Origin of the sequence: Methylosinus sp. Ce-a6, from assembly GCF_009811655.1 — a bacterium.
Lineage (GTDB): Bacteria > Pseudomonadota > Alphaproteobacteria > Rhizobiales > Beijerinckiaceae > Methylosinus.
Genome location: NZ_BGJX01000021.1, coordinates 24,224 through 50,193 on the forward strand (window position 1 = coordinate 24,224; position 25,970 = coordinate 50,193).

Annotated in this window: 20 protein-coding genes, 1 tRNA gene and 1 pseudogene; 8 read left to right on the forward strand and 14 right to left on the reverse strand. The window is 67.7% G+C overall.

From position 1 onward, the window contains the following. Positions 1-13: 13 nt before the first annotated feature. Positions 14-718, reverse strand: a complete 705-nt coding sequence (locus Mspo_RS13635) for a hypothetical protein (protein ID WP_159730618.1) — start codon at positions 716-718, stop codon at positions 14-16. 220 nt (positions 719-938) lie between these two features. Here Mspo_RS13635 and Mspo_RS13640 point away from each other — a divergent pair, with 220 nt between their 5' ends. Beyond that, on the forward strand, positions 939-1,901 hold the full coding sequence (locus tag Mspo_RS13640; protein WP_159730620.1) for a trypsin-like serine protease: 963 nt from the start codon (positions 939-941) through the stop codon (positions 1,899-1,901). Between the two features lie 126 nt (positions 1,902-2,027). Here Mspo_RS13640 and Mspo_RS13645 read toward each other — a convergent pair whose 3' ends face one another. The 5 genes from Mspo_RS13645 to Mspo_RS13665 form a co-directional block, all read right to left on the reverse strand. Then, positions 2,028-3,437 (reverse strand): TolC family outer membrane protein, encoded by a 1,410-nt coding sequence (locus tag Mspo_RS13645; protein WP_159730622.1) that lies wholly within the window; start codon positions 3,435-3,437, stop codon positions 2,028-2,030. Next, positions 3,434-6,676, reverse strand: coding sequence for an efflux RND transporter permease subunit (locus Mspo_RS13650; protein WP_159730624.1), 3,243 nt, complete (start codon positions 6,674-6,676; stop codon positions 3,434-3,436). Before Mspo_RS13650 ends, Mspo_RS13645 begins: the two co-directional genes overlap by 4 nt. Positions 6,677-6,729: 53 nt before the next feature. Next, on the reverse strand, positions 6,730-8,046 hold the full coding sequence (locus Mspo_RS13655) for an efflux RND transporter periplasmic adaptor subunit (protein ID WP_244613440.1): 1,317 nt from the start codon (positions 8,044-8,046) through the stop codon (positions 6,730-6,732). 146 nt (positions 8,047-8,192) lie between these two features. After that, positions 8,193-9,026, reverse strand: coding sequence for an outer membrane protein (locus tag Mspo_RS13660; RefSeq protein WP_159730626.1), 834 nt, complete (start codon positions 9,024-9,026; stop codon positions 8,193-8,195). Between the two features lie 473 nt (positions 9,027-9,499). Further along, the gene (locus Mspo_RS13665; RefSeq protein WP_159730628.1) at positions 9,500-10,810 is read right to left on the reverse strand and encodes a replication-associated recombination protein A; all 1,311 of its coding nucleotides are present in this window, start codon (positions 10,808-10,810) and stop codon (positions 9,500-9,502) included. A 237-nt stretch (positions 10,811-11,047) separates the two neighbouring features. On the opposite strand from Mspo_RS13665, the gene Mspo_RS13670 reads away from it, so the two are divergent. Beyond that, entirely contained in the window at positions 11,048-11,929 is an 882-nt protein-coding gene (locus Mspo_RS13670; RefSeq protein WP_159730630.1) for an AAA family ATPase, read from the forward strand. Between the two features lie 50 nt (positions 11,930-11,979). Here the strand turns inward: Mspo_RS13670 and greA are convergent, their stop codons facing one another. Both greA and Mspo_RS13680 read right to left on the reverse strand, forming a co-directional pair. Continuing rightward, positions 11,980-12,447, reverse strand: coding sequence for a transcription elongation factor GreA (greA, locus tag Mspo_RS13675; protein ID WP_159730632.1), 468 nt, complete (start codon positions 12,445-12,447; stop codon positions 11,980-11,982). Positions 12,448-12,523: 76 nt separating this feature from the next. After that, positions 12,524-13,510 (reverse strand): MDR family oxidoreductase, encoded by a 987-nt coding sequence (locus tag Mspo_RS13680; protein WP_159730633.1) that lies wholly within the window; start codon positions 13,508-13,510, stop codon positions 12,524-12,526. Positions 13,511-13,716: 206 nt separating this feature from the next. Here Mspo_RS13680 and Mspo_RS13685 point away from each other — a divergent pair, with 206 nt between their 5' ends. Beyond that, positions 13,717-14,217 carry a Spy/CpxP family protein refolding chaperone gene (locus Mspo_RS13685; RefSeq protein WP_159730635.1) on the forward strand — a complete coding sequence of 167 codons (501 nt, stop codon included), beginning with the start codon at positions 13,717-13,719 and terminating at the stop codon, positions 14,215-14,217. A gap of 64 nt (positions 14,218-14,281) precedes the next feature. On the opposite strand, the gene Mspo_RS13690 is transcribed toward Mspo_RS13685, so the two are convergent. After that, complete coding sequence (locus tag Mspo_RS13690) at positions 14,282-15,298, reverse strand: polyprenyl synthetase family protein (protein WP_159730637.1); 1,017 nt, start codon at positions 15,296-15,298, stop codon at positions 14,282-14,284. 153 nt (positions 15,299-15,451) lie between these two features. Further along, positions 15,452-15,754 carry a YARHG domain-containing protein gene (locus Mspo_RS13695; RefSeq protein ID WP_159730639.1) on the reverse strand — a complete coding sequence of 101 codons (303 nt, stop codon included), beginning with the start codon at positions 15,752-15,754 and terminating at the stop codon, positions 15,452-15,454. A gap of 113 nt (positions 15,755-15,867) precedes the next feature. On the opposite strand from Mspo_RS13695, the gene Mspo_RS13700 reads away from it, so the two are divergent. Then, positions 15,868-16,653, forward strand: coding sequence for a tRNA1(Val) (adenine(37)-N6)-methyltransferase (locus Mspo_RS13700; RefSeq protein ID WP_159730641.1), 786 nt, complete (start codon positions 15,868-15,870; stop codon positions 16,651-16,653). 22 nt (positions 16,654-16,675) lie between these two features. Here Mspo_RS13700 and hemW read toward each other — a convergent pair whose 3' ends face one another. Next, positions 16,676-17,845: a radical SAM family heme chaperone HemW gene (gene hemW, locus Mspo_RS13705; RefSeq protein ID WP_159730643.1), complete on the reverse strand. Its 1,170-nt coding sequence runs from the start codon at positions 17,843-17,845 to the stop codon at positions 16,676-16,678. A 160-nt stretch (positions 17,846-18,005) separates the two neighbouring features. Here hemW and Mspo_RS13710 point away from each other — a divergent pair, with 160 nt between their 5' ends. Beyond that, complete coding sequence (locus tag Mspo_RS13710; RefSeq protein ID WP_159730645.1) at positions 18,006-19,244, forward strand: OmpA family protein; 1,239 nt, start codon at positions 18,006-18,008, stop codon at positions 19,242-19,244. Positions 19,245-19,257: 13 nt separating this feature from the next. Here the strand turns inward: Mspo_RS13710 and rdgB are convergent, their stop codons facing one another. Beyond that, entirely contained in the window at positions 19,258-19,884 is a 627-nt protein-coding gene (gene rdgB / locus Mspo_RS13715; protein ID WP_159730647.1) for an RdgB/HAM1 family non-canonical purine NTP pyrophosphatase, read from the reverse strand. Continuing rightward, complete coding sequence (rph, locus tag Mspo_RS13720) at positions 19,881-20,594, reverse strand: ribonuclease PH (RefSeq protein WP_159730649.1); 714 nt, start codon at positions 20,592-20,594, stop codon at positions 19,881-19,883. The genes rdgB and rph overlap by 4 nt, the downstream gene beginning before the upstream one ends. Positions 20,595-20,889: 295 nt before the next feature. On the opposite strand from rph, the gene Mspo_RS13725 reads away from it, so the two are divergent. The 3 genes and pseudogenes from Mspo_RS13725 to Mspo_RS13735 all read left to right on the forward strand — a co-directional run. Then, positions 20,890-22,953: an elongation factor G gene (locus Mspo_RS13725; RefSeq protein ID WP_159730651.1), complete on the forward strand. Its 2,064-nt coding sequence runs from the start codon at positions 20,890-20,892 to the stop codon at positions 22,951-22,953. 271 nt (positions 22,954-23,224) lie between these two features. Further along, positions 23,225-25,261, forward strand: coding sequence for a PAS domain S-box protein (locus Mspo_RS13730; protein WP_244613441.1), 2,037 nt, complete (start codon positions 23,225-23,227; stop codon positions 25,259-25,261). Further along, positions 25,159-25,674, forward strand: a pseudogene (locus Mspo_RS13735) (ISAs1 family transposase); the annotation flags it as partial. The gene Mspo_RS13730 and the pseudogene Mspo_RS13735, both read left to right, overlap by 103 nt. Positions 25,675-25,866: 192 nt before the next feature. On the opposite strand, the gene Mspo_RS13740 reads toward Mspo_RS13735, so the two are convergent. Continuing rightward, a tRNA-Glu gene (locus Mspo_RS13740) sits at positions 25,867-25,942 on the reverse strand. Positions 25,943-25,970 lie beyond the last annotated feature (28 nt).

Sequence of the window (25,970 nt, forward strand, 5' to 3'; positions counted from 1 at the left end):
TCGCCGGCGCGCTTCACGGCTCCCGCGCGGCGGCGTCGAAATCCAATATCTCATTCGTATAGGTCTCGCGCACTTCGGAAATCGGCTTGCCGTCGCCGCCATGCACGATGGCGCGATGCTCGAACAGCGCATGCGGCGCGTCGAGCGCCTCCTTCTTCGGCCGCTCTCGCATGATCGTCGCGCGCGTCTTGCTCTCCCAGCCCGCCGGCAGAGGCGACCAGCGCATTTCGACCGAGAACGTGCGACGGAAGGGACGCAGCGGCGCGATCACCTTGCCGAAGGGCGCGTCGCTCGTCTCCAGCGCGCGGTTCATCTCCGGCGTCAGGCGCGCGGGCACATACCAATTATCCGCCTCCGAGAGCGTATGCTCGCCGCAGCGGAGCGCGACGCGGCGATATTTCACCTGCTCCTCGGCGCCGATCTGCAGCCGCTCGCGCTGCTCCGCGCCGGGCGGCGCGACGACGCCGGGGGCCACATGGGCGACGATCCTCGGCTCCGCGGCCATATGATGATCGGCGCACCATTTCTCCAGCACCGCCGTCGCGCTGCGTCCGGCGAGCAATTCGGCGTTCAGCGTCTCGACGAGCGCCAGCGCCTCGAGCCGGCCGACGAAATCATCCGGCCAAGGCGCGCGCGCCCAGCACGGCGCGGCGACGGACATGGCGAGGGACGTGGCGACGAGCCCCGCGACAGCCGTTCGTCTCGTCATCCTTCGCATCGCAACGCTCCTCGGTTTCTCCTCGCGCGTGAATAACGCAAGAGAAGGACGCTGTCGCGCGCCGCAGACGACGGCGATTTCGCGGCGGCCACGCCCGCGCGTGGCGACACTGTGACGGTTCGAAGGTATTCCGGCGAAGTCCGTGTTTTTGCTTATTGCCAAGCTTGTGAACCGCAACGGCCTCGCATAGTCCTAGTCTCGAACAAGACAAGAGGACGCGATGAAGAACGTCGAATATCGTCTTTTCGCGGCCGCCCTTTGCTTGGCGGCTGCGCCATTTTCCACCTCCTCGGCCGAGGCCGGCGTCACTCAGCAGGAGAAGCTCTCCGCCGCCGCGCGGCTCGAGCCGACGAAAGTGCTGGTGCTCGGCTCCGAGCGTCGCGCGAGCGCCGACCAATACGCGACGCGCCAAAAGCTCGACGCCGGGTCGCTGAAGCAGGCGCACGCCGCCTCCGGCCTCATCCAATGCGGCCGCGCGCATGGCGCCGGGCAGCTCACCCTCGCCAATAATGTCATCACCACTGCGGCGCATGTTTTCTACGACGAGCGCGGCGCCAAGCGCGCGCGCAGCTGCCAATTCGTCACCGATGTCGATGGCAAGAAGCGCCGCGTCGCGATCGACATGACGTCGATCGTCGCCGGCTCCGCCAAGCCCTATGCGGTCAAGGCGATCAATGATTGGGCGGTGGCCCGCCTCGCGCAGCCGCTCGACGATGTGAAGCCCTATGATCTCGCCGATCCGCTCGCCGTCGAGCAGACCGTCGAATTCGTCTCGCGCGGCCATTCCGACTGGCGCGACGCGGAGACCATGTCCTTCGAGGCCTGCCGCCTGCGCGCGCAGACCAATCAGCTGAAGGGCGGCGCGCGCGAATTCGCCTTCGATTGCGGCACCGGCGACGGCGCCTCCGGCGGCGCTGTTCTCGCCGGCGAGCCGCGCATGAAGCTCGGCGCCATTCTCGTCGGCTGGCGCAGCAACGACCCCTCGCGCATCGGCCCCTATTCCTCGACGAATTACAATTTCGTCGTCTCGGTCGAAGGCGCCTTCCGCGAGGCGGTGCTGGCCGCCGCCGGCCAGGAAGCGATCCCCGCGACCGCCCAGGCCGCCGCGCCCGCCGGCGACAAAGCCGCCGAAAGCGACAAGGCCGCGCAGAGCGACCAGCGCCGCTCCGCCGGCCGAGACTGACAAACGGCCGTCAATCGCGAGGAGCGGAACGACGACGCGATCCAGGGGCCGCCTCACGATTCTGGATTGCTTCGCTTCGCTCGCGGTGACGGACTCCACATATATGAAAGACGCCCGGCGCCGCTCTCAGCGGCGGCCGGGCGTTTCGATTCCGCCCCAAGAGTCTTTGACCGCCTCGAAATGCGCGGAAGCGTCATATCCGGCGACGGCGAGGCCGAGCTGCTGCGCCGACAAGCGGCCGATCGCGGCCAGCACGGCGTAAGAGGCGACGACGCGGTCCCGCTGCGCGACGACCAGCGCCAGACGCGCGCCGAGCAGCTCCTGCTGCGCGTTCAATATTTCGAGTGTCGTGCGCTTGCCGGCCTTGGCCTCCTCGCGCACGCCCTCGAGCGCGCGCTCGGCGGCGGCGATCTGCGCGCTCGCCGCGCCGATCTGCGCCTTGGCGGCCTGCAGCCCTCCCCAATTGGCGCGCGTCAGCGCCATCAGCTCGGCGCGCGCGGCGTCGACATCGAACTTCTTCTGCCCCGCCGTCTCCTTGGCCTGGCGCAGCCGCGCCGAGGTCCCGCCGCCGGAATAGATCGGCACCGATAATTTGCCGAGGAGCTGCGCGCCGACGGCGCGATTGCCGCGGCCGTCTATATCGGATTCGGTATAGACCTTGCCGACCATGGAGAGGCTCGGCAGAAAATCGCTCTCGATCACCCTTATGTCGAGATCGGCGGCCTCGGCGTCATGCTGGGCGGCGCGCACCACCGGATGCTCGGCGAGCGCGACGCGCTCGGCCGCCTCGCGCGTCTTCGGCAGCAGGCGGTCTATCGGCTCGGCCGGCGTGAGGCGCTTCGGCTCGGCTCCCATGATCTGCGCATAGCGCGCGAGGCTCGCGTCGAGCTCGGCGCGCGCCGTCGCCGCCTGCGAGCGGCCGGCGGAGAGCCGCGCCTCGGCTTGCGCAATATCGGTCGGCGTGATCTCGCCGGCCGCATAGCGCTCCTTGGTCTGGCGCAATTGCTCCTCGAGCACCGCGACATGATTCTGCTGCAGGCGCAGCGCCGCCGTGTCGCGCAGCACATTCATATAGACGGAGACCGCCTCGAACAGCAGGCGCTGCTCGATGAGCCGCAGCCGCTCGCGTCCCCCATGCACATTGGTCTCGGCGGAGAGCGCGGCGTTGCGCGTGCGAAAACCATCGAACAGCGGCTGCTCGACGCTGAGCACGGCGGAGCGCGGCGGGCCGCCGCGATTGTTCTGAATGCTCTCGACCCACAGCGGCTCGAGTCGACTGCCATTGTCGTATTCGAAGGATTTCTGCACCGAGCGCCGCCGCTCCACACCGAGAAAGGCGTCGGCGCGCACGCTCGGGCGGAATTGCGAGAGCGCGCGCGGCACATTCTCGTCATTGGCGCGCTGGCCGGCGCGCGCGGAATTGATCGTCGGATTGAGCTCATAGGCGCGCGCCAGCGCCTCGGCGAGCGTCTCGCCGAAAGCGGATGCGGGCGCGAGCAGGCCGAGCGCCAGAGCGATGAGCGACGCGCGTCTCATGCGTCGGCCCCGCGCGCGTCCGCGACGACACCCTCCGCCGGCGCGTGGATCGCCTCGTCGCGCCCGAACAGCGCATAGAGCGCCGGCAGCACGAAGAGCGTGAGAATGGTCGCGCTGACGAGCCCGCCGATGACCACTGTGGCGATGGGCTTCTGCACCTCCGCGCCCGTGCCCGTCGCAAAGGCCATGGGGAAAAAGCCGAGCGAGGCGACGAGCGCCGTCATCGCCACGGGGCGCAGGCGCGTCATCGCGCCTTCGACGATGGCCTCGCGCGGCGCGCGGCCCTGCTGCACGAGCTGCAATATGTAGCTGCGCATCACGAGGCCGTTGAGCACGGCGACGCCGGAGAGCGCGATGAAGCCGACCGCCGCGGAGACCGACATGGGCATTCCGCGCAGCCATAGCGCCGCGACGCCGCCGGAGAGCGCCAGCGGCACGGCGCTGAACACGATGAGCGCGTCGCGCGCCGAGCCCAGCGCCGAAAAGAGCAGCAGAAAAATGAGGAAGAAGCACAAGGGCACGACCACGACGAGCTTTTTCCGCGCGGCCGCGAGATTTTCGAACTGCCCGCCCCATGAGAGCCAGTCGCCGTGAGCGAGCGTGACCTTCGCCTTCACCCTCTCCTGCGCCTCGGCGACGACGGAGGCGATGTCGCGCCCGCGCACATTGGCGGTGACGACGACGCGGCGCTTGCCATTCTCGCGCGAGATCTGATTGGGCCCTTCGTGGAAGACGAAGGAGGCGACCTGTTTCAGCGGCACGGTGCGAATGCGCCCCGTGTCATGGCCATGCACCGAGACGGGGAGATTTTCGAGCGCGCCAATGTCGTAGCGCAATTCGTCCTTCAAGCGCACGATGATCGGAAAGCGGCGGTCGCCCTCGAAGACGACGCCGGCGCGCTGGCCGCCGACCGCCGCGCCGATGACGTCCTGCACCTCGGCGACGCTGAGGCCGAGATGGGCGATCTCGGTCTTGTCGATCTCGATCTCGAGGAAGGGAAGCCCCGTGATCTGCTCGACCTTCACATCCTCGGCGCCGGCGACGCCGCGCAGCACGCCGGCGATCTGCTCCGCCTCCTTGGCCATGGAGTCGAAATTCTCGCCGAACACCTTCACTGCGACGTCGCCGCGCACGCCGGCGAGCAGCTCGTTGAAGCGCAGCTGTATCGGCTGCGAGAATTCATAGAGATTGCCGGGGAGCTCGGAGACATGTGCGTCGATGCGGCGGATCAGCTCCTCCTTGGGAAGCTTCGGATCGGCCCATTCCTCGCGCGGTTTCAAGAAAATATAAGTGTCGGTGAGATTGGGCGGCATGGGGTCGGTCGCCGCCTCCGCCGTGCCGGTCTTGGAGAAGACATAGGCGACCTCGGGCGCGCGATGGATCGCATTCTCGACCTCGTTCTGCATCGCCTGCGACTGGGTGAGCGAGGCGCTCGGAATGCGGCCCGCCTGCATGGCGAGATTCTTCTCGTCGAGCGTCGGGATGAACTCCTGACCGAGGCGCGAGGCGAGCAGCAGCGCCAGCAGAAAAGCGCCGGCGCCGATGGCGATGGGCCTCCGCGGCGCAGTGATCGCGTTCTGCAGACGCGGCAGATAGGCGCGCTTGAGGGCCGCGATGAATTTGTTCTCGCTCTCCTCGACGCGCCCGGAAACGAGAATGGCGATCATCGCCGGAACGAAGGTGAGCGAGAGAACGAAGGCGGCGACGAGCGCCAGAATCACCGTCATCGCCATCGGATGGAACATCTTGCCTTCGACGCCCGAGAAGGACAGCAAAGGCACATAGACGAGAATGATGATCGCCTGGCCATAGACGGTCGGGCGGATCATCTCGACGGCGGAGGCGATCACCGTCTGCAGCCGCTCCTCGAGCGAGAGCGCGCGGCCGAGCCCATGGCGCCGCTCGAAGAGATGGCGCAGGCTGTTCTCGGCGACGATCACCGCGCCATCGGCGATGAGGCCGAAATCCAGCGCGCCCATGCTCATGAGATTGGCGCTGATGCGGCCATAGACCATGCCGGTGGCGAGCAGCAGCATGGTGACGGGAATGACCAGCGCGGTGATGAGCGCCGCGCGGAAATTGCCGAGCAGCAGAAACAGCACCAGAATGACCAGCAGCGCGCCTTCCGCGAGATTGGAGGCGACGGTGCGGATCGTCGCGTCGACGAGCACGGTGCGGTCGAGGATCGTTCGCGCCTCTATCCCGGGCGGCAGCGCGGCGCGAATGGCGTCGAGCTTGGCGCCGACGGCGGCGGAGACCGAGCGGCTATTGCCGCCGATCAGCATGAGGGCCGTGCCGATGACGACCTCCTCGCCGTCCATGCTGGCGCTGCCGACGCGCATCTCGCGGCCGATCCCCACTTCGGCGATGTCCTTCACGCGCAGCGGCACGCCGTTGCGCGTCGTGACGACGACGCGCTCAATGTCGTCGATCCTCTCCAGCCGGCCGCCGCTGCGCACGACATAGCCCTCGCCATTGCGCTCTATGTAGCCGGCGCCGCGGCTCTGATTGTTGCGCTCGAGCGCGGCGGCGACATCGCCGAAGGAGAGGCCGAGCGAATAGAGCTTCATCGCATCCGGCCGCACATCGAACTGCTTCACATAGCCGCCGAGCGAATCGATGCTGGCGACATTGGGCACGACCTTGAGCTGCGGCTTGACGATCCAATCCTGCACGGTGCGCAGATAGGCGGCGCGCTCGAGCTCGCTGCGCAGCGAATGTCCGTCCGGCGTCAGATAGGTCCCGTCATTCTGCCAGCCCGGCTCGCCGTCGCTATATTTGCGGCCGGGCTCCTTGGGCGCATAGCGGATCGCCCACATGTAGACTTCGCTCAGACCCGTGGCGATCGGCCCCATGCGCGCCTCGACGCCGGCGGGGAAATTCTCCTTCGCCTCGGCGAGACGCTCGTTCACCTGCTGGCGCGCGAAATAAATGTCGAGCTTCTCGGCGAAGACAGCCGTCACCTGGGAGAAGCCGTTGCGCGAGAGCGAGCGCGTGTATTCGAGACCGGGAATGCCGGCGATCACATTTTCGATGGGGAAAGTGATCTGCTTTTCGACCTCGGTCGGCGACAGCGCCGGCGCGATGGCGTTGATCTGCACCTGATTATTGGTGATGTCCGGCACGGCGTCGATCGGCAGGCGCTCGAGCGAGCCGGCGCCGACGAGGCAGGCGAGCAAAGTGAGCAGCGCGACGAGCCAGCGCTGACGAACCGAAAAGGCGATGCAACGCTCGATCATCTCCGGTCACACATTCCCGTCACACGCGCCGCCGTCATCGACGAGACGGGCGGTCAGTCCAAACCCTCGAGCCGCGATTTGCCGAGCTCCGCCTTCAGGACGAAGGCGTTGGTCGCGGCGACCTGTTCCCCCGCCTCGAGCCCGGAGACGATCTCGATCGATTCGCTGTCGCTCGCGCCCGTCTCGACCTTGCGCTTCACGAAACCTTCCGGCGCGCGCACGAAGACGACCGTCTCGCCCTCGAAGGTGAGAAGGGCGGAGCGCGGCAGGCGCAGGCGCGCCGGCTTCTCCTCGAGCGCGATATGCGCCGTCATCGCCGTGCCGGGCCGTAGCGCGAAATCCGCATTGGCGAAAGAGGCGACGGCGCGGCCGGAATGCGTCTCGTGGTCGAGCATGGGGCCGATGAACACGACGCGGCCCTCGGCCTCGTCCTCGTCAGTGTGCGAAAGGCGCACGCTCTGCCCTTCCCGCACCAGAGGAAGATCGGCCAAGGCGACGGCGATTTCGGCGAAGACGGTGGAGATATCGGCGATGACGAACAGCTCCTTCGTCTGCCCCTCGCCGCCGACCGGCTGGCCGAGATCGGCGCGGCGCTCGATCACTTTTCCCGACGAGGGCGCGCGTATCTCCTTGCGGCGCAGCTCGCCGACCGGCTGGCTCGGCAGCGCGGCGATCTCGGCCTCGGAGAGATCGAGCGCGGCGAGCTTCTGCCGCGCGAGATCGACGCGCAGCTTCGCCTCCTCATAGGCGCCGCGCGCCTTCAGAAAGCTCTGCTCGGCGGAAATCTTCTTCTCGAAGAGCCCCTTCTCACGCTGGAACAGCGCCGATTGCAGGTCGAGACCGACTTTGGCGGCGAGATAGTCGCTCTTGGCGTCGGCGACCTCGCGGCTCTCGATGACGGCGATCACCTCGCCCTTCTCGACCGGATCGCCGAGCTTCTTGCGCAATTCGGCGACGGCGCCGGCGACTTTCGCGGCCACGCGGCCGATGCGGTCCGGATCGACGGCGACGACGGCCGGGGCGACGACGGCCCGCGTCAGCACGCCGGGCGCGGCCGCGACAATGGCGATCTTGGCGGCCTCGATCTGCTCGGCGGAGAGCTTGACGAGCCCTTCCGCGGCCTTGACGACGGAGGCGTCGCCGGCTTTCTCGCCGGCCGCGAACAAGGCGCGGATCGGCGCGGAAATTTGCGGGAATAGCGAGCCGAGCATGGCGCTCGCCAGCAGCGCCGCGCCGTAGCGCAGAAGGCGCATGCGGGCGAGGCTAGAATAGTTCGAGAAAGGCGCGAAGCTCGATCGCCGCTCTCCGGCGTCGGTCGGAACGACGTTCGGCGCCGCCAGGCGGCGGAGGATATGGGCCAAGTCTCGCATACGCATCTCGAGACTTCTTTAACCCGTACGCCCGGCCGCGTCCACGCCGGCGCGCCGAAAAAACAGGCGCCGCGCCGCACGAACGAAAAGCCCGGCGCGCGGGCGCCGGGCTCTCTCGACAGCAGGCTCTGCGACGAGCCGAGATGTCAATATTTGGCGACGACCGGAGCCGGCGCGCCGAACAGATCGAGATGATAGTTCAGGCCGACGCGAATCGTGTGGAAGTGGTTCTGCACCCCGCGCTGCTGCGAGGTGAAGGCCGAGACGGCGCCGCCGGGGGTGATCTGGTTGAACCAGAAGCCGCGGCCGGCGTCGAGCTCGGTGTAGAGATATTCGATCTTGGCCGAGAGATTGGGCATGAAGGCCCATTCCACGCCGCCGCCGGCGGTCCAGCCGGTGCGAATGTCGCTCTCCGAGCCCTGGCCCCAGAAGCCGGCCGTGTCCCAATAGGTGAAGCGGCTGGAGGCCTCGCCATAGGCGAAGCCGCCCGTGCCATAGACGAGAATGGTCGGCGTGACGGCATAGCCGATACGGCCGCGCACCGTCCCGAACCAGTCGATCGAATGGCGCGTGGTCAGCACCGGGAAATAGCCGACATTGGAGCCGACGCCCTGCGTCTGGCCGCTCAGATCGGCGCCCTGGAAATCGGCCTCGAGGCCGACGACGAAGCCGCTGTTGGCGAATTGATAATTATAGCCGATCTGGCCGCCGCCGATGACGCCGTCGATGTCGGCCGACGGATAGTTCCAGGCGACGCCGGTCGGTGCGCCGCCGGGGCCGAATTCGACGCCGGACAGGCGATAGCTCTCGAGCCAGCTATAGCCGATGTTGAGACCGCCATAGAGACCGGTCCAGCTGAAGGCGGGAGCGGCCAAAGCGACAAAGGCCGGCGCGCCCTTCTGCGACGGAAGGTCGGCCGCGAGAGCCGGCGCGGCGGCGAGAACCAGCGCGAGCGCGCCGGCTGCGGAAATCGTCTTCATGGTTCCCTCGTTTCGATCAGTGCGGCCGCCGCTGGCGCCCCCCGACGCCGAAAATCCGAGCGGCCGCTCGGTGTTGCCGATCGAGCGTGTACTACGCCGCGGAACAAAGCCGCGTCAACGCTGAACAGTCCACTTGCTGGGACGGATAGTGCTTTCATCGACAATTGTGACAATTATACAACATTTAATACTTGTTACATGACGCTATTTGCTTGACATTGCGAGGGAAACAAAGCTCGCACGCGATTCGCCGGACGAATCCAGAGTGCAAATATATTGTTTAATTTCTATATCTTAGCTAGAATCACGGCGTTCGCGCGCGCGGCGCGCTTCGATGCGTCGCAGCATCGAAGCCTGACAATTGTTCGAACATCACAGAGCAAGAAATAAAGCATTCGTCATGCAGTCGGCCGGTCGCAGCGACGCTTCGCCGCGCGAAACCGATTCTGTTCAATGACTTGCGAAGGGCCGCGTCACGAGCCGCGCCGCTCGCGGCGCAACCGCTCCCAATAGTCGAGCCGCTTGGCGATCTCGCGCTCGAATCCCCGCTCGACCGGCCGGTAGAAGCTCCGCCGCCCGATAGCCTCCGGCCAATAATCCTGGCCGGAGAAGGCGTCCGGCTCGTCGTGATCGTAGCGATAGCCCTCGCCATAGCCTTCGCTCTTCATCAATTTGGTCGGCGCGTTGAGGATGGTCTTGGGCGGCATGGGCGAGCCGCTCTCCTCGGCGAGGCGGCGGGCGGCCTTATAGGCGACATAGCCGGCGTTGGACTTCGGCGCGGCCGCCACATAGAGGACCGCCTGGGCCAGCGCCAGCTCGCCCTCCGGACTGCCGAGAAAATCATAGGCGTCCTTGGCGGCGTTGGCGACGACGAGCGCCTGCGGGTCGGCGAGGCCTATGTCCTCGACCGCCATGCGGACGATTCTCCGCGCGAGGAACAGCGGGTCCTCGCCCGCGACCAGCATACGCGCGAGATAATAGAGGGCCGCATCCGGGTCCGAGCCGCGCACACATTTGTGCAGCGCGCTGATGAGATTGTAATGGCCCTCCTGCGCCTTGTCGTAGACGGGCGCGCGCCGCTGCACCACATCCGCGAGCCGGGCGCGGTCGAAGACCTCGCCCTCTTTGGCCGCGCGCCAGACGTCCTCGGCGAGCGTCAGCGCCGCGCGGCCGTCGCCGTCGGCCATGGCGACGAGCGCCGCGCGCGCGTCCTCTTCGAGCGGCAGCGGCCTTCCCTCGCTGCTCTCCGCGCGCTTCAGCAGTCTCTCGATCGCCTCCGCGTCGAGCGGCTTGAAGACCAGCACGCGGGCGCGCGACAGAAGGGCGGCGTTGAGCTCGAAGGATGGATTTTCCGTCGTCGCGCCGATCAGCGTGACGGAGCCGTCCTCCATCACCGGCAGAAAGGAATCCTGCTGGCCACGGTTGAAGCGATGAATCTCGTCGACGAAGAGCAGCGTGCCCTGCCCCGCCGCGCGACGGGCGCGCGCCGCCTCGAAGCTTTTCTTGAGATCGGCGACGCCGGTGAAGATCGCCGAGATTTGCACGAAGGCGAGATCGGTCTCATGCGCCAGAAGGCGCGCCACCGTCGTCTTGCCGGCGCCGGGCGGGCCCCAGAGAATCAGCGAACCGAGCGAGCCGGAGCGAATCATGCGCGTCAGCGCCCCGTCCGGACCGACGAGATGGTCCTGGCCGGCGACCTCCTCCAGCTTCTGCGGACGCAGACGATCGGCGAGCGGATGCGGCGCATTGCGCTCGAGCCCGGCGGCGGCGAACAAATCACTCATGGGCGCCATTATAGACGATCGCCGCGGATGACATGCGTCCCCTTCTCTTGTTCGTATTTTCCGAACCTTTACCTTTGCAGGCCCGATTTAACCGACGGTTAACCATTCGGGGAGTATTACGATTCTGTAAAAATCTACCGACCCTCCCTGTTCCCTTCGTGGCGTTCCCCCGTGGTGTTCCCCTGTAACGTTCCTGGCGGCGTAGGAGCCCAATCTTTCAAACACAGGTCGATCAGCATGCGCACTATCGCATTCGTCACGCAGAAGGGCGGCGCCGGAAAGAGCACGCTCGCCAGCAGCATCGCCGTAGCCGCCCGCTCAGCGGGCGAGCGTGTTTTCATTATCGATTTGGATCCGCTCCAGTCCCTGGTCAAATGGTCGAAGGCGCGCGAAGCGACCGACGTTCCGGTCGAGCACGTGCCGCCGGCCAAGCTCGGCAAGGCGCTCGTCGCGCTCGAGAAGAAAGGCGTCACGCTCGTCGTCATCGACGCGCCCGGCGCCGACACCGAATATACCGACGCCGCCATTCGCGCCGCCGATCTCTGCATCATTCCGGCGCGGCCCAATGTGTTCGATCTATGGGCCTGCGAGCTGACCCGCATCAGCATCAAGGACAAGAAGAAGGACTACGCCTTTCTTCTCAACCAATGCCCGCCGGCGCAGCAGACCGCCCGCGTCGATCAGGGCGCTCAGGCGCTGCAGGAGATGGGCGCGCTGCTCGCCCCGCTCGTCTCGGCCCGCGTCGACTATCAGGAGGCCGCTCGTCTCGGTCTCGGCGTCTGCGAGCTCAATCCGGAGGGCGTCGCCGCGCAGGAGATGCGCGAATTGTGGCAATCGGTGAAGCGCCGCCTCAAGAAGGGCGCGCCCGCCGGCAAGGCCGAGCCGAAGACGGAGGCCAAGATCGAGGCCAAGGTCGAGGCCAAGGCCGAGGCGAAATCCAAGGGCGAGGCCAAGCCCCAGGCCAAGGCGGAGGCGAAGGTCGCCGGCAAGATCGCGCCCAAGATCGCGCCCAAGCAGGAGCCGCAGCCAGCGCGCAAGCAGGCCGCCGCGGTCGCCGAGCCGGCCCCCGAGAAGGCCGCCAAGCCACAGGCCAAGCCCGCGGTCAAAAAGGCCGCGTGACGACGATACGACGGACCGCGCGACTTCTCGCGCGGTTCCTCTCCCGCGGTTCAGGCGATCTCGACGATCCTGGCGCTGTGATGGATCACCTCGACGCCATCGCCCACGCTCTTGCCGAGCAGCGCCTTGGCGAGCGGGGCGACATAGGGAATGAGGCCCTTGGCGGGATCGGCCTCGTCCTCGCCGACGAGGCGAAAGGCCTGACGCTTGCCGGACTCGTCCTCTATCACGACGCGATGGCCGAAGCGCACCTGCTCATGGTCGGCGATCGGCCGCACGACTTCGGCGCTGGCGCGCCGCGCCGTCCAATAGCGCAGATCGCGCGCCGCCAGCGCCACTGCGCCTTTGTCGTCCTTCGCCCGCGCCGATTCGAGCTCCACATGCAGACGCGTGAGCTCGGCCTCGATCTGCGCCAAGCCTTCCGGCGTGACGAGATTGCGATGCGGACTGACCGGGCGATCGGGGAGCTCCTGGCGCAGCTCGTCGTCGTTCTGTTCTTTGGTGAAGGCGCTGCTCATGTCATCACGTCCTGTCCGACGCTGCGAGAATCGTCGCTGTCGCGGACGTCGATCGAACGTCCGCCGAGCTCGCCCGTCAACCGATCTCGATCACCAGCCGGCCTCTGATCTTGCCGGCGACGATCGACCGCGCGCGCTCCAGCGCCTCCGAGAAAGGCGCCGTCTCGGTCATGCGCGCGAGCATCCCCTTGTCGAGATCACGCGCCAGCCGCTCCCAGCCGGTTCGCCGCAGCGGCAGATTGGGCCGCACGCTCTCCACGCCGATGAGCGAGACGCCGCGAAGGATGAAGGGGGCGACCGTCGTCGGCAGCTCCATTCCCTGCGCATTGCCGCAGGCCGCGACCACGCCGTCCATCGCCGTCTGCGCCAGCACATTGGCGAGCGTGACCGCGCCCACCGTGTCGACGCCGCCGGAAAAACGCTGTTTCTGCAGCGGCTTGCCGGGAGTGGAGAGCTCGGCGCGGTCGATGATCTCGAAGGCGCCCAGATCCTTGAGATAGGCTCCCTCCTCGGGACGTCCAGTGGAGGCGACGACGCGCCAGCCGAGCGCCGCGAGCAGCGCCACCGCCACCGAGCCGACGCCGCCCGCGGCGCCCGTCACCACGACGGGCCCGCGCGAAGGCTCGAGCCCTTGGCGCTCCAGCGCGAGCACGCAGAGCATGGCCGTATAGCCGGCGCTGCCGATCGCCATCGCCTGCGCCGGCGTCAGCCCCTTCGGCAGATGGATCAGCCAGTCGCCGCTGACGCGCGCGCGCTGCGAAAAGCCGCCGTAATGCTGCTCGCCGAGGCCGCAGCCGCCGGCGATCACCTGATCGCCCGGGCGAAAGTCCGGATGGTCGGAACGCGTGACGCGGCCGGCGAAGTCGACGCCCGGAATCATCGGGAAGCGCCGCACCACCGGCGCCTTGCCGGTCACGGCGAGGCCGTCCTTGTAATTGACGGTGCTGTGCGTCACTTCGACATCGACGTCGCCCTCCATCAGCTCGCTCTCGGCGAGCTCGGCATAGGCGGCGCGATAGCCGGCCTCGTCCTTGTCGATGCGTATGGCGGCGAATGCGCTCACTCTCCTGCTCCCTCCTTGCCCGAGACGCGAGCCGGATCGCGGCCGCGGCGCGCGCTCCGGCCGAACATGTAAAATACGAATACGTAAAACATTAAGTAGACGAAAGGTTTCTCGCCGAGGACATTACCAAACATTAAGTTGCTTTTCGTCCGCCGCGAACGAATTGTCGGAGCGTCAGGTCCACCCACCCCCTCAGGTGAACGCTCATGAAGAAACATCTCCTCGCCGCCGTTGCCGCGGTCGCTCTCTCCCTCCCGCTCTCGACCGGAGTCTCGGCGCAGCAGGCTACGGCGGAGCATCATCATCACCAATTCTCGGCGGAAGATCACGCCGCTTTCGCCGACGCCAAGATCGCCGCTCTGAAGGCAGGCCTCAAGCTCAGCCCCGCCCAGGAGAAGAACTGGCCGGCGGTCGAGACCGCGCTGCGCGACATCGCCAAGGCGCGCGCCGCGCGTTTCGCCGAAAACAAGGACAAGTGGAAAGACATCCACGAGCATCGCAGCGTGATCGAAGGCCTCCAGCTCCACTCCAAGACGCTCTCCGCCAAAGCCGCCGAGACGCAGAAGCTCGCCGAGGCCGCCAAGCCGCTCTTCGACAGCCTCGACGATGCGCAGAAGCGCCGCTTCGCCATTCTGCTCCATGCGATCGCCAAGGGCCCGCATCATCACGGGCATGAAGGCGAGCACGAAGGCGAGGGGCGCGACTGACGCCGAAAAGTCTCCTCCTCGTCCTCACGCCCCGCCGGCTTCCCGCCCGCGGGGCGTTCTCGCGTCAATAGGCGCGCTCGACGCAGAAATCGACGACCTCGAGCAGCGCCGACTTCCAGGGCGAAGCGGGGAATATCTCCAGCGCGTCGCGCGCGATCGCGCCGTAATGAATCGCGCGCTCGACCGTATCCTTGATCGCGTCGTGCTTCTTCATCAGCGCGCAGGCGGTCTCGACGTCGCCGTCGTGAATCTCGCCCTTCTCCAGCGTGCGCCGCCAGAATTCGCGCTCCGTCTCGCTGCCGCGGCGGAAGGCGAGCACGACGGGAAGGGTGATCTTGCCCTCGCGGAAATCGTCGCCGACATTCTTGCCGAGCTTGGCCGATTGTCCGCCATAGTCGAGCGCGTCGTCGATGAGCTGGAAGGCGACGCCGAGATTCATGCCATAGCTGCGACAGGCGGCCTCGTCGGCCTTGGAGCGGCCGGCGAGCATCGGCCCGACCTCCGCCGCCGCGGCGAAGAGCTCCGCCGTCTTGGAGCGGATGACCGCCATATAGGCGTCCTCGGTCGTCTGCGTGTCCTTGGCGGCGTTGAGCTGCAAAATCTCGCCTTCCGCGATGACGGCCGCGGCCTGCGAGACGACGGTCAGGCAGGAGAGCACGCCGGGCTCCACCATCATCTTGAAGGCGTGGCCGAGCAGGAAGTCGCCGACGAGAACGCAGGTCTCGTTGCCCCAGAGCATGCGCGCCGCGATCTTGCCGCGGCGCATGTCGCTCTCGTCCACCACATCGTCGTGCAGCAGAGTGGCCGTGTGCATGAATTCGATGCCGGCGGCGAATTTGAGGTGGCCGTCGCCCTGATAGCCGCACATTCCGGCGGTGGCGAGCACGAGCATCGGCCGCAGGCGCTTGCCGCCCGCCGAGATGAGATGATCGGCGACCTCGGGGATCGTCGTCACATCCGAGCCCATGCGCTGCAGGATCAGCTGGTTGACGCGCTGCAGATCGGGGCCGATCAGCGAAAGCAGATTATCGAGGCTGGCGGACTTCTCTTCCTTTTCTTCCAGCGGTATGACGATGCCCACGTAGCCCCCTTGCCCTGCTCTCTATAGAACGCGGGGGAACTTAAGGCTTCGACGGGCCCGCGGCAAGCCGGGATGCGCGCTCGGCCGCTCTGCGCGACGGCCTTCTCCCGAGGGTCGCAGCCCCGGCTGACCCGGCCGGGGCGCAATTCGCTCTCAGCAGCCGTTCATGCGCTCGAGCCGTTGAATCCGCTGAACCTGCCGGCTCTCGGCGCCGCTCAGCCGACCATAGGGCGAGAAACATCCTTCGCCGAAGGTCGCGCGCCCGCGCTCGGTGTTGAAGCAATGTCCAGCGCGGGCGTAGATGGCGTTCCGCTGATACCAGAGCCGCCCGCAGGAAAGTCCGCGCGCCGGCTGGGCGCCCGCAGGCTCCAAAGCGCCGATCGTCGAAAAGGCGTATAGGATCGCCGTCGCGGCCAGGAGCCGAATGATGTCGGTCGGTTTCTCGGTCGTTTTCATGGCGTCTTCCTGTTGTGGTCCCGTCGCTGGACCTTGGACGCATGGAAATGGCCGAGCGATTGCCCGACGGGGGGAGCTGTGACATTTTGTCAGCGATGAACGTTTGCCCGGCGATGAACGTTTCGCCGACCCCGGAGGGATCTCCGACCGCGGATCATTTTCTCGCGGGTCGCTTGCGCCTCCGCCAGATGGCGCGCGGCCATCGCGCGGGCACGGATGCGGTGCTGCTCGCCGCCGCGACGCCGCCCGGCGCACGGGGCCTCGTCATCGACGCCGGGGCCGCGACCGGGATCGTCGGCCTCGCCGCCGCGCAGCGCGCGCCCGCGGCGCAGATCGCGCTGCTCGAGATCGACAGCGCCGCCTGCGCATTGGCGCGCGAGAATATCGCCGAGAACGATCTTACCGCGCGGGCCGCCGTCCACGAGGCCGATCTTCTCTCCGCCGCATCCCGCCGCGCCGCCGGACTCGCCAATGAGAGCGCCGATGTCGTGCTCACCAATCCGCCCTATCTCACGCCCGGCCGCGCGCGCGTCTCGCCCGACCCGCGACGCGCGCTCGCCCATGTGAGCGCGGAGGGCCTCGAGCCCTGGCTGCGCGCCTGCGTCGCGCTGCTGCGTCCAGGCGGCCTCTTCGTCATGATCCATCGCGCCGACGCGCTCGCCGACTGCCTCGCTGGCGTCGGCGCCCGGCTCGGCGCGCTCGCCATCCTGCCGCTCTGTCCGCGCGCGGGCGAAGCGGCGACACGCATTCTCCTGCGCGGCGTCAAAGGCTCCAGGGCCCCGCTGTCCCTGCTTGCGCCGCTCGTCCTGCACGAAGCCGACGGCGCCTTCACGCCACGCGCGGCGGCGCTCCATCGCGGCGAGGGCGAGCTGCCCTGGCCGCCTTTCGTTTTTCCATGAGAGATCGAAGAGTCTGGCCCGCTCAGGCCGCGAGATCGGCCACCACCGCGTCGAGCACGGGAAATCCTTCCGAGCTCACGCGCAGCCGATTGTCGCGCGTCAGCTCGACGAGGCCGTCGCCGATGAGCTCGGCGACGCGCGATTGCGACAGCTTCTTGCCGGTGAGCGCGAAATAGCGCGCCGGATCTATCCCTTCGCGCAGGCGCAGGCCCATCAGCAGGAACTCGTCGCCTTCCTGCTCGGCGGAGAGCAACTCGTCCTCGACGAGCCCGTGTCCTTCGGTCTCGACGCAGGTGAGCCACATTTCCGGGTGCTTCTCGGCCGCCTGGGCGCGCCGCCCGCGCGGCGTGATGAGCCGCCCATGCGCGCCGGGGCCGATGCCCGCATATTCGCCATAGCGCCAATAGACGAGATTGTGCCGGCATTCCGCGCCCGGCCGCGCATGATTTGAGACCTCATAGGCCGGCAGGCCGGCGCGCGCCGTCACCTCCTGCGTGACGTCCCACAGAGCGCGCTGCGTCTCATTGTCGGGAATATCGAGCTTGCCGGCGTCGAACATGCGCTCGAACATCGTCTCCGGCTCGATCGTCAGCTGATAGAGCGAGACATGCTCGGTCCCGCGCGCCAGCGCGAGCTCGAGCTCCTTGCGCCAGGCCGCCGGCGTCTGCTGTGGACGGGCGTAGATGAGATCGAACGAGACGCGCTCGAAAGTCTTGTTGGCGATGTCGAGCGCGGCGAGCGCCTCGGCGACCGAATGCTGGCGGCCGAGCGCGCGCAATTCTATGTCGTTCAGCGCCTGCACGCCGAGCGAGGCGCGATTGACGCCGGCCGCCTTGAAGCTGCGGAAGCGCGACGCCTCGACGCTGGTGGGGTTGGCCTCGAGCGTGATCTCGACGTCGGAAGCGAGCGGCCAATGGTCGGAGATCGCCTTCAATATCGCTTCGAGCGTCGACGGATGCATGAGCGAAGGCGTGCCGCCGCCGAAGAACACCGAGCGCACCTCGCGCCCCCGCGCGAGAGCCGCGCGATGCGCGATCTCCGTGCGAAAAGCGTCGATGAAGCGATCTTCGTCGACCTCGCCCTTGCGGACGTGGCTGTTGAAGTCGCAATAGGGGCATTTCGACAGGCAGAACGGCCAATGCACATAGACGCCGAAGCCCGGGTCGAACGCGTTTCGAATCGTCGCAGCCATGGGGGCTTTATGCCACGGCGGGCCGAGAAGGTCACGCTGTGGCGAAGCCGTCGCGCGCCGCGCCGCGGCGGCGGCCGCGCATCGGCGCATTGAAAGGCGCCCGAATAGCGTTAATTGCCGCTTCGCGGGGTCGTGTCCCGCCCGAGATCATCCGCAGGACATGACCTATTTCCTCGGCTTCTACGGCGTCTGGCTCGCCATCGCCTTTCTCGTCGGCGCCCTTGCGGGCCTCGGCAGCCTGCGCCGGGAGGGCGACGACCCGGCCCTGCTGCGCGAAGGCGATTTCCTCCTCGGCATGGCGCTCTGCCTCGCCGTGATATTCGCCAAGGCGGCGCTCGGCCGTCTGGCTCTCTACTTCGAAGGCGCCTTCGCGCTCTATGCGGCCTTTCTGGCCGGCGTCGGCGCGGTCGCGCTGTGGTCGGGGCCGCTCTCGCGCGAGCGCGTCGGCTGGCGGATCGGCGTGGTCGCGATCGCGCTCCTCGCCGTCGTCGCCAATAGCGAGGCGGCCCGGAGCCTCGAGGCGGCGCTCGGGCATCGCCTCGGCTCGCTCGTGCTGCGCGACGGCGGCGATCCGTTGAATTTCGAAGTGAGCGGCCGCGACGTCTATTTGCCGGCCGACGCGCCCGGCCACAGGGGGCTGGCGGAACGGCTCGCGCGCGCCGCGGGCGTGCGCACGGTCTGGCGCGTGGACGCGCTGTCGCCGCCCGCCGCCCGGCGGCGCGAGGAGGCGCTGGCCGCCGCCTTCGCCGAAGAGGCCGCCCATCGCGCCGCCGAGGCCGCCTGGACCAGGCGCGAGCAGGAGCGCGCCCCGGCGGCCCTCGCCGCGCGGCCGAGCGTCGCCGAGGCGCCGCCCCCGACGAGGAGGAGCCGCAAGGAAAAGATAGCGGAAGGCCGCTCGGCCGAGCCCTCGGCGCCCGCCCCCGAGGAACCGCCGCTCCCCGCCGCGCTCGTCTGGAACACGCCGCGGGACCCGACCCTGCCACCTCCGGAAGGGCCGAGCGCGCCGCCTCCCCTCGGCCCCGCGGCCGAGGCCGAGGCTTCGCCCTGCCGCGCGGCGCTCGCCGCTCTCGCCGCCTCCGAGAAAATCCGCTTTTCGGCCAAGAGCGTCGCGCTCGGCTCCGGGACAGAGAAATTTCTCGCCCGTCTCGCCGGATCGCTGAAGCGATGCCCCGACGCCGGGCTCGAGATTCGCGGCCATGCGGATTCGGTCGGCTCGGCCGAGGACAAGCGCGAACTGTCGCAACGCCGCGCCCGCGCGGTCTTCGATTATCTGCGCCGCATCGGCGTTTCGCGCGAAAGGCTGACCAGCGCCGGGATCGGCGACGGCGCGCCGCTCGTCGCCGGCGACGATCCCGCGAGCCGGGCGGAGAACCGGCGGGTGGAGATTTTGGTGCGGTGAAGTTGGACGCGCTTTACGAAAGGCACGCCCGCGCCAGCGCCTGAAAGGCCCGCGCCCTGTGCGACAGCGCGCGCGAGCCGTCGCCAGGCAGCGCGTGCTTTTCCGCCGACATCATCTCGCCGAAGGTGCGCTCCAGCCCGTCGGGGAGGAAGATCGGATCATAGCCGAAGCCCTTCTCGCCGCGCGGGGGAAACACCAGCACGCCGTCGACGCGGCCCTCGAATTCCTCGACATGGCCGTCCGGCCAGACGATCGCCAGAGCGCAGATGAAATGCGCTGTAAAAGGCGGCGTCGCGCCGCGCTCTCCCAGCTCGCGCTCGACGCGGCGGATCGCCGCGGCGAAATCTCTGTTCTCGCCGCCCCAGCGCGCCGAATAGACCCCCGGCGCGCCGCTGAGAGCATCGACGCAGAGCCCCGAGTCGTCGGCGAAGGCCGGCAAGCCCGTCGCCTGCATCGAGGCGCGCGCTTTCAACAACGCATTGCCGGCGAATGTCGTCTCGGTCTCCTCGGGCTCGACGACGCCGAGCTCCCCGGCGGAAACGGCGTCGACGCCATGCGGCTCCAAGAGCTGGCGCAGCTCCCACAGCTTGCCGGGATTATGCGTCGCGATGACGAGGCGCCCTTCGATTCTGCGCCTCACGCGAGCGCCGCCTTCTGCAATTGCACGAGCTTCTCGACGCCCGAACGCGCGAGCGCCAGCATGGCGCCGAGATTGTCCTCGGAGAACACCGCGACTTCCGCCGTCGCCTGCACCTCGACGAGCCCGCCCCCGCCGGTCATGACGAAATTGGCGTCGGTCTCGGCGGTCGAATCCTCGGCGTAGTCGAGATCGATGACCGCGTCGCCGCCGCACACGCCGCAGGAGACGGCGGCGACATGGTCGCGCAGCGGATTGTCCTTGATGATGGAGCGCGACCGCATCCATTGGAAGCAATCATGCAGCGCCAGCCAGGCGCCGGTGATCGAGGCCGTGCGCGTGCCGCCGTCGGCCTGCAGCACGTCGCAATCGATGACGATCTGACGCTCGCCCATCGCCGGCAGATTGGTGACCGCGCGCAGCGAGCGGCCGATCAGGCGCTGAATCTCCTGCGTGCGGCCGGACGGCTTGCCGGAGGCGGATTCGCGGCGCGTGCGCGTGTGCGTGGCGCGCGGCAGCATGGCGTATTCCGCCGTCACCCAGCCGCGCCCCTGCCCGCGCAGCCACGGCGGCGGCTTGTCCTCGAGCGTGGCGGCGCACAGCACGTGCGTATTGCCGAATTTGACGAGGCAGGAGCCCTCGGCGTAGCGGGCGACGCCCCGTTCGAAGCTGACGGGACGCATTTCGTCTGGCGCGCGTTTGCTCGGCCGCATGAAGGCTCCTTATTCGAGAATTGGCCTTAGTAACGCGGTTCGGCGGTGAGTGGAAGCCGGGCCGCCCGGCCTTCCCCCGACGGCGGGAGAAGGAGGCCCCTCGCTCCCCTGCCCTGCATGTCGTCGCGCCGCCGCCGCACGGCCCCGGCGCGGGGCGCTCCAGCTTCCGTCGCGCGCGAGCCTGCGGCGCCGCAGCGCGTTTCGCGGCTTGCGCGCGAGCCCATGTGGTGGGAGCATCGTCCCGACGGAGCCGACAAGGTTTCCACTCGCCGGCGCCGGGCAACGGGAGCGGGACATGAGTGAAACGACAACGTCCGGCGCGGCGCGAGCCGAAGGCGCGCGACTGATCGCGCTTGTCGGCCCCTTTCAGAGCGGCAAGACCAGCCTGTTCGAATGTCTGCTCGCGCGTTGCGGCGCGGTGCAGCGGCAAGGCTTGGTGCGTGACGGCGCCACCGTCGGCGACGCCTCGCCGGAAGCGCGCGCCCATGCGATGAGCGTCGAATGCAACATCGGGCGCGCCGATTATCTCGGCGACCGCTACACATTCGTCGATTGTCCCGGCTCCGTCGAATTCGCGCATGAGCAGCGCCGTGTCCTCGCCGTCGCCGACGCCGCCGTCGTCGTCGCCGAGGCCGATCCGCGCAAGCTGCCGGCGCTGCAACTCGTCCTGCGCGCGGTGGAAGAGGCGCGCGTTCCCCACTTCCTGTTTCTGAACAAGATCGACGCCGCCGCGGGAAATCTGCGCGATTCCCTCGCCCTGCTGCAAACCGTCTCGCGCACGCCATTGCTGTTGCGGCAAATCCCGATTTGGAACAACGGCATCGCGGTCGGCTTCATCGATCTCGCGCTGGAGCGCGCCTATGTCTATCGCGAGCACGCGTCCTCCGAAATCGTCGACATTCCCGCGGGCGAAGCCGGGCCCGAGAAAGAGGCGCGCTATTCCATGCTGGAGCGGCTCGCCGATTACGACGACGCGCTGATGGAGGAGCTGCTCGGCGACATAGAGCCGCCGCGCGATCAGATTTTCGACGATCTCGCCAAGGAGTTGCGCTTCGGCCATGTCGCGCCCGTCTTCATCGGCTCGGCGGAGCGCGGCGCCGGCGTGACGCGCCTGCTCAAAGCCTTACGCCACGAGGCTCCGGGCGTCGCCGCGACGCGGGCGCGGCTCGGCGTCGCCGATACGGGCCCGGCGCTCGCGCATGTGTTTCGCTCCGCGCACACGCCGCACGGCGGAAAACTGTCGCTCGCGCGCGTGCTGCGCGGCTCTTTCTCGGATGGACAGGCCGTCGTCGGCTCCCGTGGCGCGGAGGAGAAGATCAGCGGCGTGTCGTCGCTGCTCGGCGCCGCGACGACGCGGCAAGCGAAAGCGGAAGTGGGCGAAACCGTCGCTTTCGGAAGGCTCGACGGCATTGCGGCCGGCGAGGCGCTGCAGGACGCGCGCGGCGGGGCGCCCGAAGCGCCGGCGGCGATCGCGGCGCCGCATCCGGTCTATGCGCTCGCGCTCTCTGTCGGCGACCGCAAGGACGAGATGCGCCTCGCCGCCGCGCTCGCCAAGCTCATCGACGAAGACCCTTCCCTCGTCTTCGTCCACGATCAGGCGATGGGCGAAATGAAGCTGCTCGGCCAGGGGGAGATGCATATTCGCGTCGCTCTGGAGCGCCTCGCGACGCGCTATGGCGTTACGGTCGCCACCCATGCGCCGGCCATCGGCTATAAGGAGACGATCCGCCATGCGGTGACGGTGCGCGGACGCCACAAGAAGCAGTCCGGCGGCCATGGCCAGTTCGGCGATGTGGTGCTGGAAGTGGCGCCGCGCGCGCGCGGCGAAGGCTTCGCTTTCGCCGAGCGCGTCCATGGCGGCGCTGTGCCAAAACAATACTTCTCCTCGGTCGAGGCCGGCTGCCGGGACGCGCTCGCGCGCGGGCCCCTCGGCTTCCCCGTCGTCGATGTGGAGGCAGTGCTCGTCGACGGCTCCTATCACACGGTCGATTCCTCCGACATGGCCTTCCGCACGGCGGCGCGCATCGGCATGGCCGAGGCGATGGGCAAAGCGGAGCCCGTGCTGCTCGAGCCCATGCTCTCGGTGTCGATCTTCGCGCCGAGCGAGGCGATCTCCCGCGCCACCAGCATCGTCTCGGCGCGGCGCGGGCAGATTTTGGGCTTCGGACCACGCCCGGAATGGGACGGCTGGGACGAGCTCGACGCGCTCATTCCGGAGGCGGAGATCGGCGATCTCATCGTCGAGCTGCGCTCGGCCACTTCGGGAGCCGGATTTTTCGAGGCGTCCTTCGATCATCTGACCGAGATGGTCGGCCGGCACGCGCATGAGGTCGTCGCCACGCGAGCCGCCGCCCACTGAGAAGGGGACGGCGCCAGCCGATTTTCGGGACGAGTCGCTTCTGGCGCGGTTCTTGATCGACACAGATGGCGACGAAACATTGTCCCATTTTGGCAATGCTCCCATTTGGTCTCGATCCGATTGGCGGCACGAAGGCGAGCGGTCCCGGCCCGACAAACCAGAGGCGGCGGTCCATACTGGAAATGAATAAATGCAACCTGAGACCGCTACGGGATTCGTGACTCACCGGTCGCGGAGCGAGCGGCTATCGCGTCCGTCCGGCATAGAGGGCGTGGGAGACTTGCCGTGGGGCGCGCGTTTTTGCCACTTGTACGCCGATATCGACGAGCTCCTCGACATTGTCGCTCCCTATTTCGCGGCGGGTCTCGCCGCCAATGAGCGCTGCCTGTGGGTCGCTTCGCCGCCGCTGACGGTGGCGGCGGCCAAAGCCCGTCTGACGATGCTGGTCGCCGATCTCGAGACGGATCTCGCGCTGGGCCGCATCGACATCGTCTCCGGCGATGAATGGTATTTTCGCGGCGCTAAAATGGACATCGATCGGCTGCTGCACGATTGGCGGGCGGCCCATGACGCGGCTCTGCGCGACGGTTTCGAGGGGTTGAGAGCCTGCGGCAACGCCTATGCGCTCGACAAGGCGGTCTGGCCGCTCTTCATGGCCTATGAGAAGGACCTGGGAGCCGTGCACGGCTCCTTGCGCATGTTGACGCTCTGCTCCTATTGCCTGCAATCGATCGGCGCCGCCGAGATCGTCGAGGTGATCGCCCGCCATGAATTCGCGCTGATCCGCCGGGGCGGCCGCTGGCAGACGATCAAGAGCCTCGACCATGAACGCGCGCGCAAAGCGTTGCGGCAGAGCGAGGAGCATTTCCGTCTGCTCGCCGAAAGCGCGCCGGCCTCGGCGATTTTCACGCTGGACTCGCAGGGGCGCATCGTCGCCTGGAGCGAGGCGGCGGAGCGCGTCGCCGGCTGGAGCCGTGACGAAATTCTCGGCCGCCGGCTGTCGATCCTCCATCCCGCCGAGGCGCAGGACGAGGCGCCGCCGAACGCGGTTCCGGAGCGCGGGATCGTCAAGCGCCACGTCATGCGCCGCCGCCGGGATGGCTCGATCTTCCCCGCCGAGGAGTCGATCGCGGCGCTGCGCGACGAGGCCGACGACGTCTACGGCTATGCCGTCATGATCAGCGATCTGAGCGAGAAATCGCGCGCCGAGCGCCGCGCGGAAGAGACGCGCCTTCGCGCGATCGTCGAAGGCGCAGTGAACGCGCTCGTCATCTTCGACGAAGCCGGCGTCATTCATTCGTTGAACGCCGCGGCGACGCGGCTCTTCGGCCATGAGGCGGCGGAAGTGGTCGGCCGGCCGGTCGACATACTGTTCCCCGAGCCGCTCCGCGACGCTCGCCTGGAGCTGCTCCGCGCCGAAAGGCGCTCCGGACAATCCGGCCATGAGCGCGTCGGCCGCCGCAAGGACGGCGCGCTCTTTCCTCTGGAGCTCTCCATCAGCGACGCCGCGCAGGACGGCGGTCGGCTGTTCGTGCTGTTCCTGCGCGACCTCACCGACCAGCGCCGCACGGAGGCGCAGATGCGCGAGCTGCGCGCCGATCGTCTCGATCTGATGGCGCAAATGGCGGCGAATGTCGCGCATGAGATCAATCAGCCGCTCTCGGCCATCGCCACCTATCTCAGCGCCGCGCGGCGCGTGCTGCGGCGCCGAACGCCGGCCGCGACCGATGTCGAGCCGATCCTCGACAGCGCCGTCGCGCAGGTGACGCGCGCGGCGCAGATCATCAGCCATTTGCGCGGCTTCGTCACGCGCTCCGAGCCCGACAAGACGCTCCAGCGCCTGCACGACATCATCCGCGACGCCTGCGCCTTCACGGACATGGCCCGCAGCAATGTCAAAGTGACCACCACGCTCGATCTCGCGGCGGCAGACGACACCGTCATCGTCGATCGCATTCAGATTCGTCAGGTGCTGCTCAATCTGAAGCGCAACGCCATAGAGGCGATGCAGAGCGCCGAGAGGCGCGAGCTGATCATCTCCACCCGCCTCGTCGAAGGCGGCATGATCCGCACCGACATCGCCGACACCGGCGCGGGGCTTTCAGAAGATGTGGTGAATGTGCTGTTCGAGCCCTTCATCACGACGAAGGCGCATGGGCTGGGCGTCGGCCTGCCGGTCTCCCGCGCGATCGTGGAGGCTCACTATGGGAAGCTCTGGGCGGAGCAGAACGCCGGCGGCGGCGCAAGGCTGAGCTTCACCCTGCCGCTCGCCGACTCCCGGCCCGAGGAGCCGGCCGACGACGAGTGATATCACACGGTCGACTGGCTCTCCACCGACCGCCGTTTTCCCGGCGAGCCGCGCTTTCCGCGCTCGCCATGATCGGCATGATCGAGGCGACGGTGGAGCGGGATGGAAAGACGAGCGTGGCGCGCCGTTACTATCTCTCCTCGGCGCTATTGTCCGCCAAGCAGTTCGCCCACGCAGCCCGCGCCCACAGGGGCGTGGAGAATGGTCTCCACTGGGTTCTGGACGTCGTCTTCCACGACGACCAGATGCGTCTTCGCACCGAGAACGGACCCGCCAACATGGCGACGATCAAACACGCGGCTCTCAACCTCATCAAGGACATACCCGATAAGGCCAGCCTCAAAATCAAAAAGAAAACAGCCGCCTGGAACGACCACTACCTCTTCCGAGCAATAACTCGGCCCTGGCGCTGAGTTTCAAGCGATTCCCCTGACGACGGCGCGAGCAAGGAGAGAGCGCGTGCAGAGTGGCAAGACCAACGAATCGAGGCCGGACGCCCTTTTTTGTCCGCACCTGACCGCTCGCGTTCGCCGACGCTTATTGGGCAGAAGTTGGGCACTAGCCCGCATCGCCGTGGCTTGCGCCATCTAACTCTTTGTTTTTATTGGCGCTCCCTAGGGGACTCGAACCCCTGTTTTCGCCGTGAGAGGGCGACGTCCTGGGCCACTAGACGAAGGGAGCGGACGAGCGCGTCTATAGACTGCTCTGG

Bases quoted from the DNA above. Each gene is read 5' to 3' on its own strand.
- Mspo_RS13635 (WP_159730618.1), bottom strand. From the start codon at position 718: ATGCGAAGGATGACGAGACGAACGGCTGTCGCGGGGCTCGTCGCCACG.
- Mspo_RS13640 (WP_159730620.1), top strand. From the start codon at position 939: ATGAAGAACGTCGAATATCGTCTTTTCGCGGCCGCCCTTTGCTTGGCG.
- Mspo_RS13645 (WP_159730622.1), bottom strand. From the start codon at position 3,437: ATGAGACGCGCGTCGCTCATCGCTCTGGCGCTCGGCCTGCTCGCGCCC.
- Mspo_RS13650 (WP_159730624.1), bottom strand. From the start codon at position 6,676: ATGATCGAGCGTTGCATCGCCTTTTCGGTTCGTCAGCGCTGGCTCGTC.
- Mspo_RS13655 (WP_244613440.1), bottom strand. From the start codon at position 8,046: ATGCGAGACTTGGCCCATATCCTCCGCCGCCTGGCGGCGCCGAACGTC.
- Mspo_RS13660 (WP_159730626.1), bottom strand. From the start codon at position 9,026: ATGAAGACGATTTCCGCAGCCGGCGCGCTCGCGCTGGTTCTCGCCGCC.
- Mspo_RS13665 (WP_159730628.1), bottom strand. From the start codon at position 10,810: ATGAGTGATTTGTTCGCCGCCGCCGGGCTCGAGCGCAATGCGCCGCAT.
- Mspo_RS13670 (WP_159730630.1), top strand. From the start codon at position 11,048: ATGCGCACTATCGCATTCGTCACGCAGAAGGGCGGCGCCGGAAAGAGC.
- greA (WP_159730632.1), bottom strand. From the start codon at position 12,447: ATGAGCAGCGCCTTCACCAAAGAACAGAACGACGACGAGCTGCGCCAG.
- Mspo_RS13685 (WP_159730635.1), top strand. From the start codon at position 13,717: ATGAAGAAACATCTCCTCGCCGCCGTTGCCGCGGTCGCTCTCTCCCTC.
- Mspo_RS13695 (WP_159730639.1), bottom strand. From the start codon at position 15,754: ATGAAAACGACCGAGAAACCGACCGACATCATTCGGCTCCTGGCCGCG.
- Mspo_RS13700 (WP_159730641.1), top strand. From the start codon at position 15,868: ATGAACGTTTCGCCGACCCCGGAGGGATCTCCGACCGCGGATCATTTT.
- hemW (WP_159730643.1), bottom strand. From the start codon at position 17,845: ATGGCTGCGACGATTCGAAACGCGTTCGACCCGGGCTTCGGCGTCTAT.
- Mspo_RS13710 (WP_159730645.1), top strand. From the start codon at position 18,006: ATGACCTATTTCCTCGGCTTCTACGGCGTCTGGCTCGCCATCGCCTTT.
- rph (WP_159730649.1), bottom strand. From the start codon at position 20,594: ATGCGGCCGAGCAAACGCGCGCCAGACGAAATGCGTCCCGTCAGCTTC.
- Mspo_RS13725 (WP_159730651.1), top strand. From the start codon at position 20,890: ATGAGTGAAACGACAACGTCCGGCGCGGCGCGAGCCGAAGGCGCGCGA.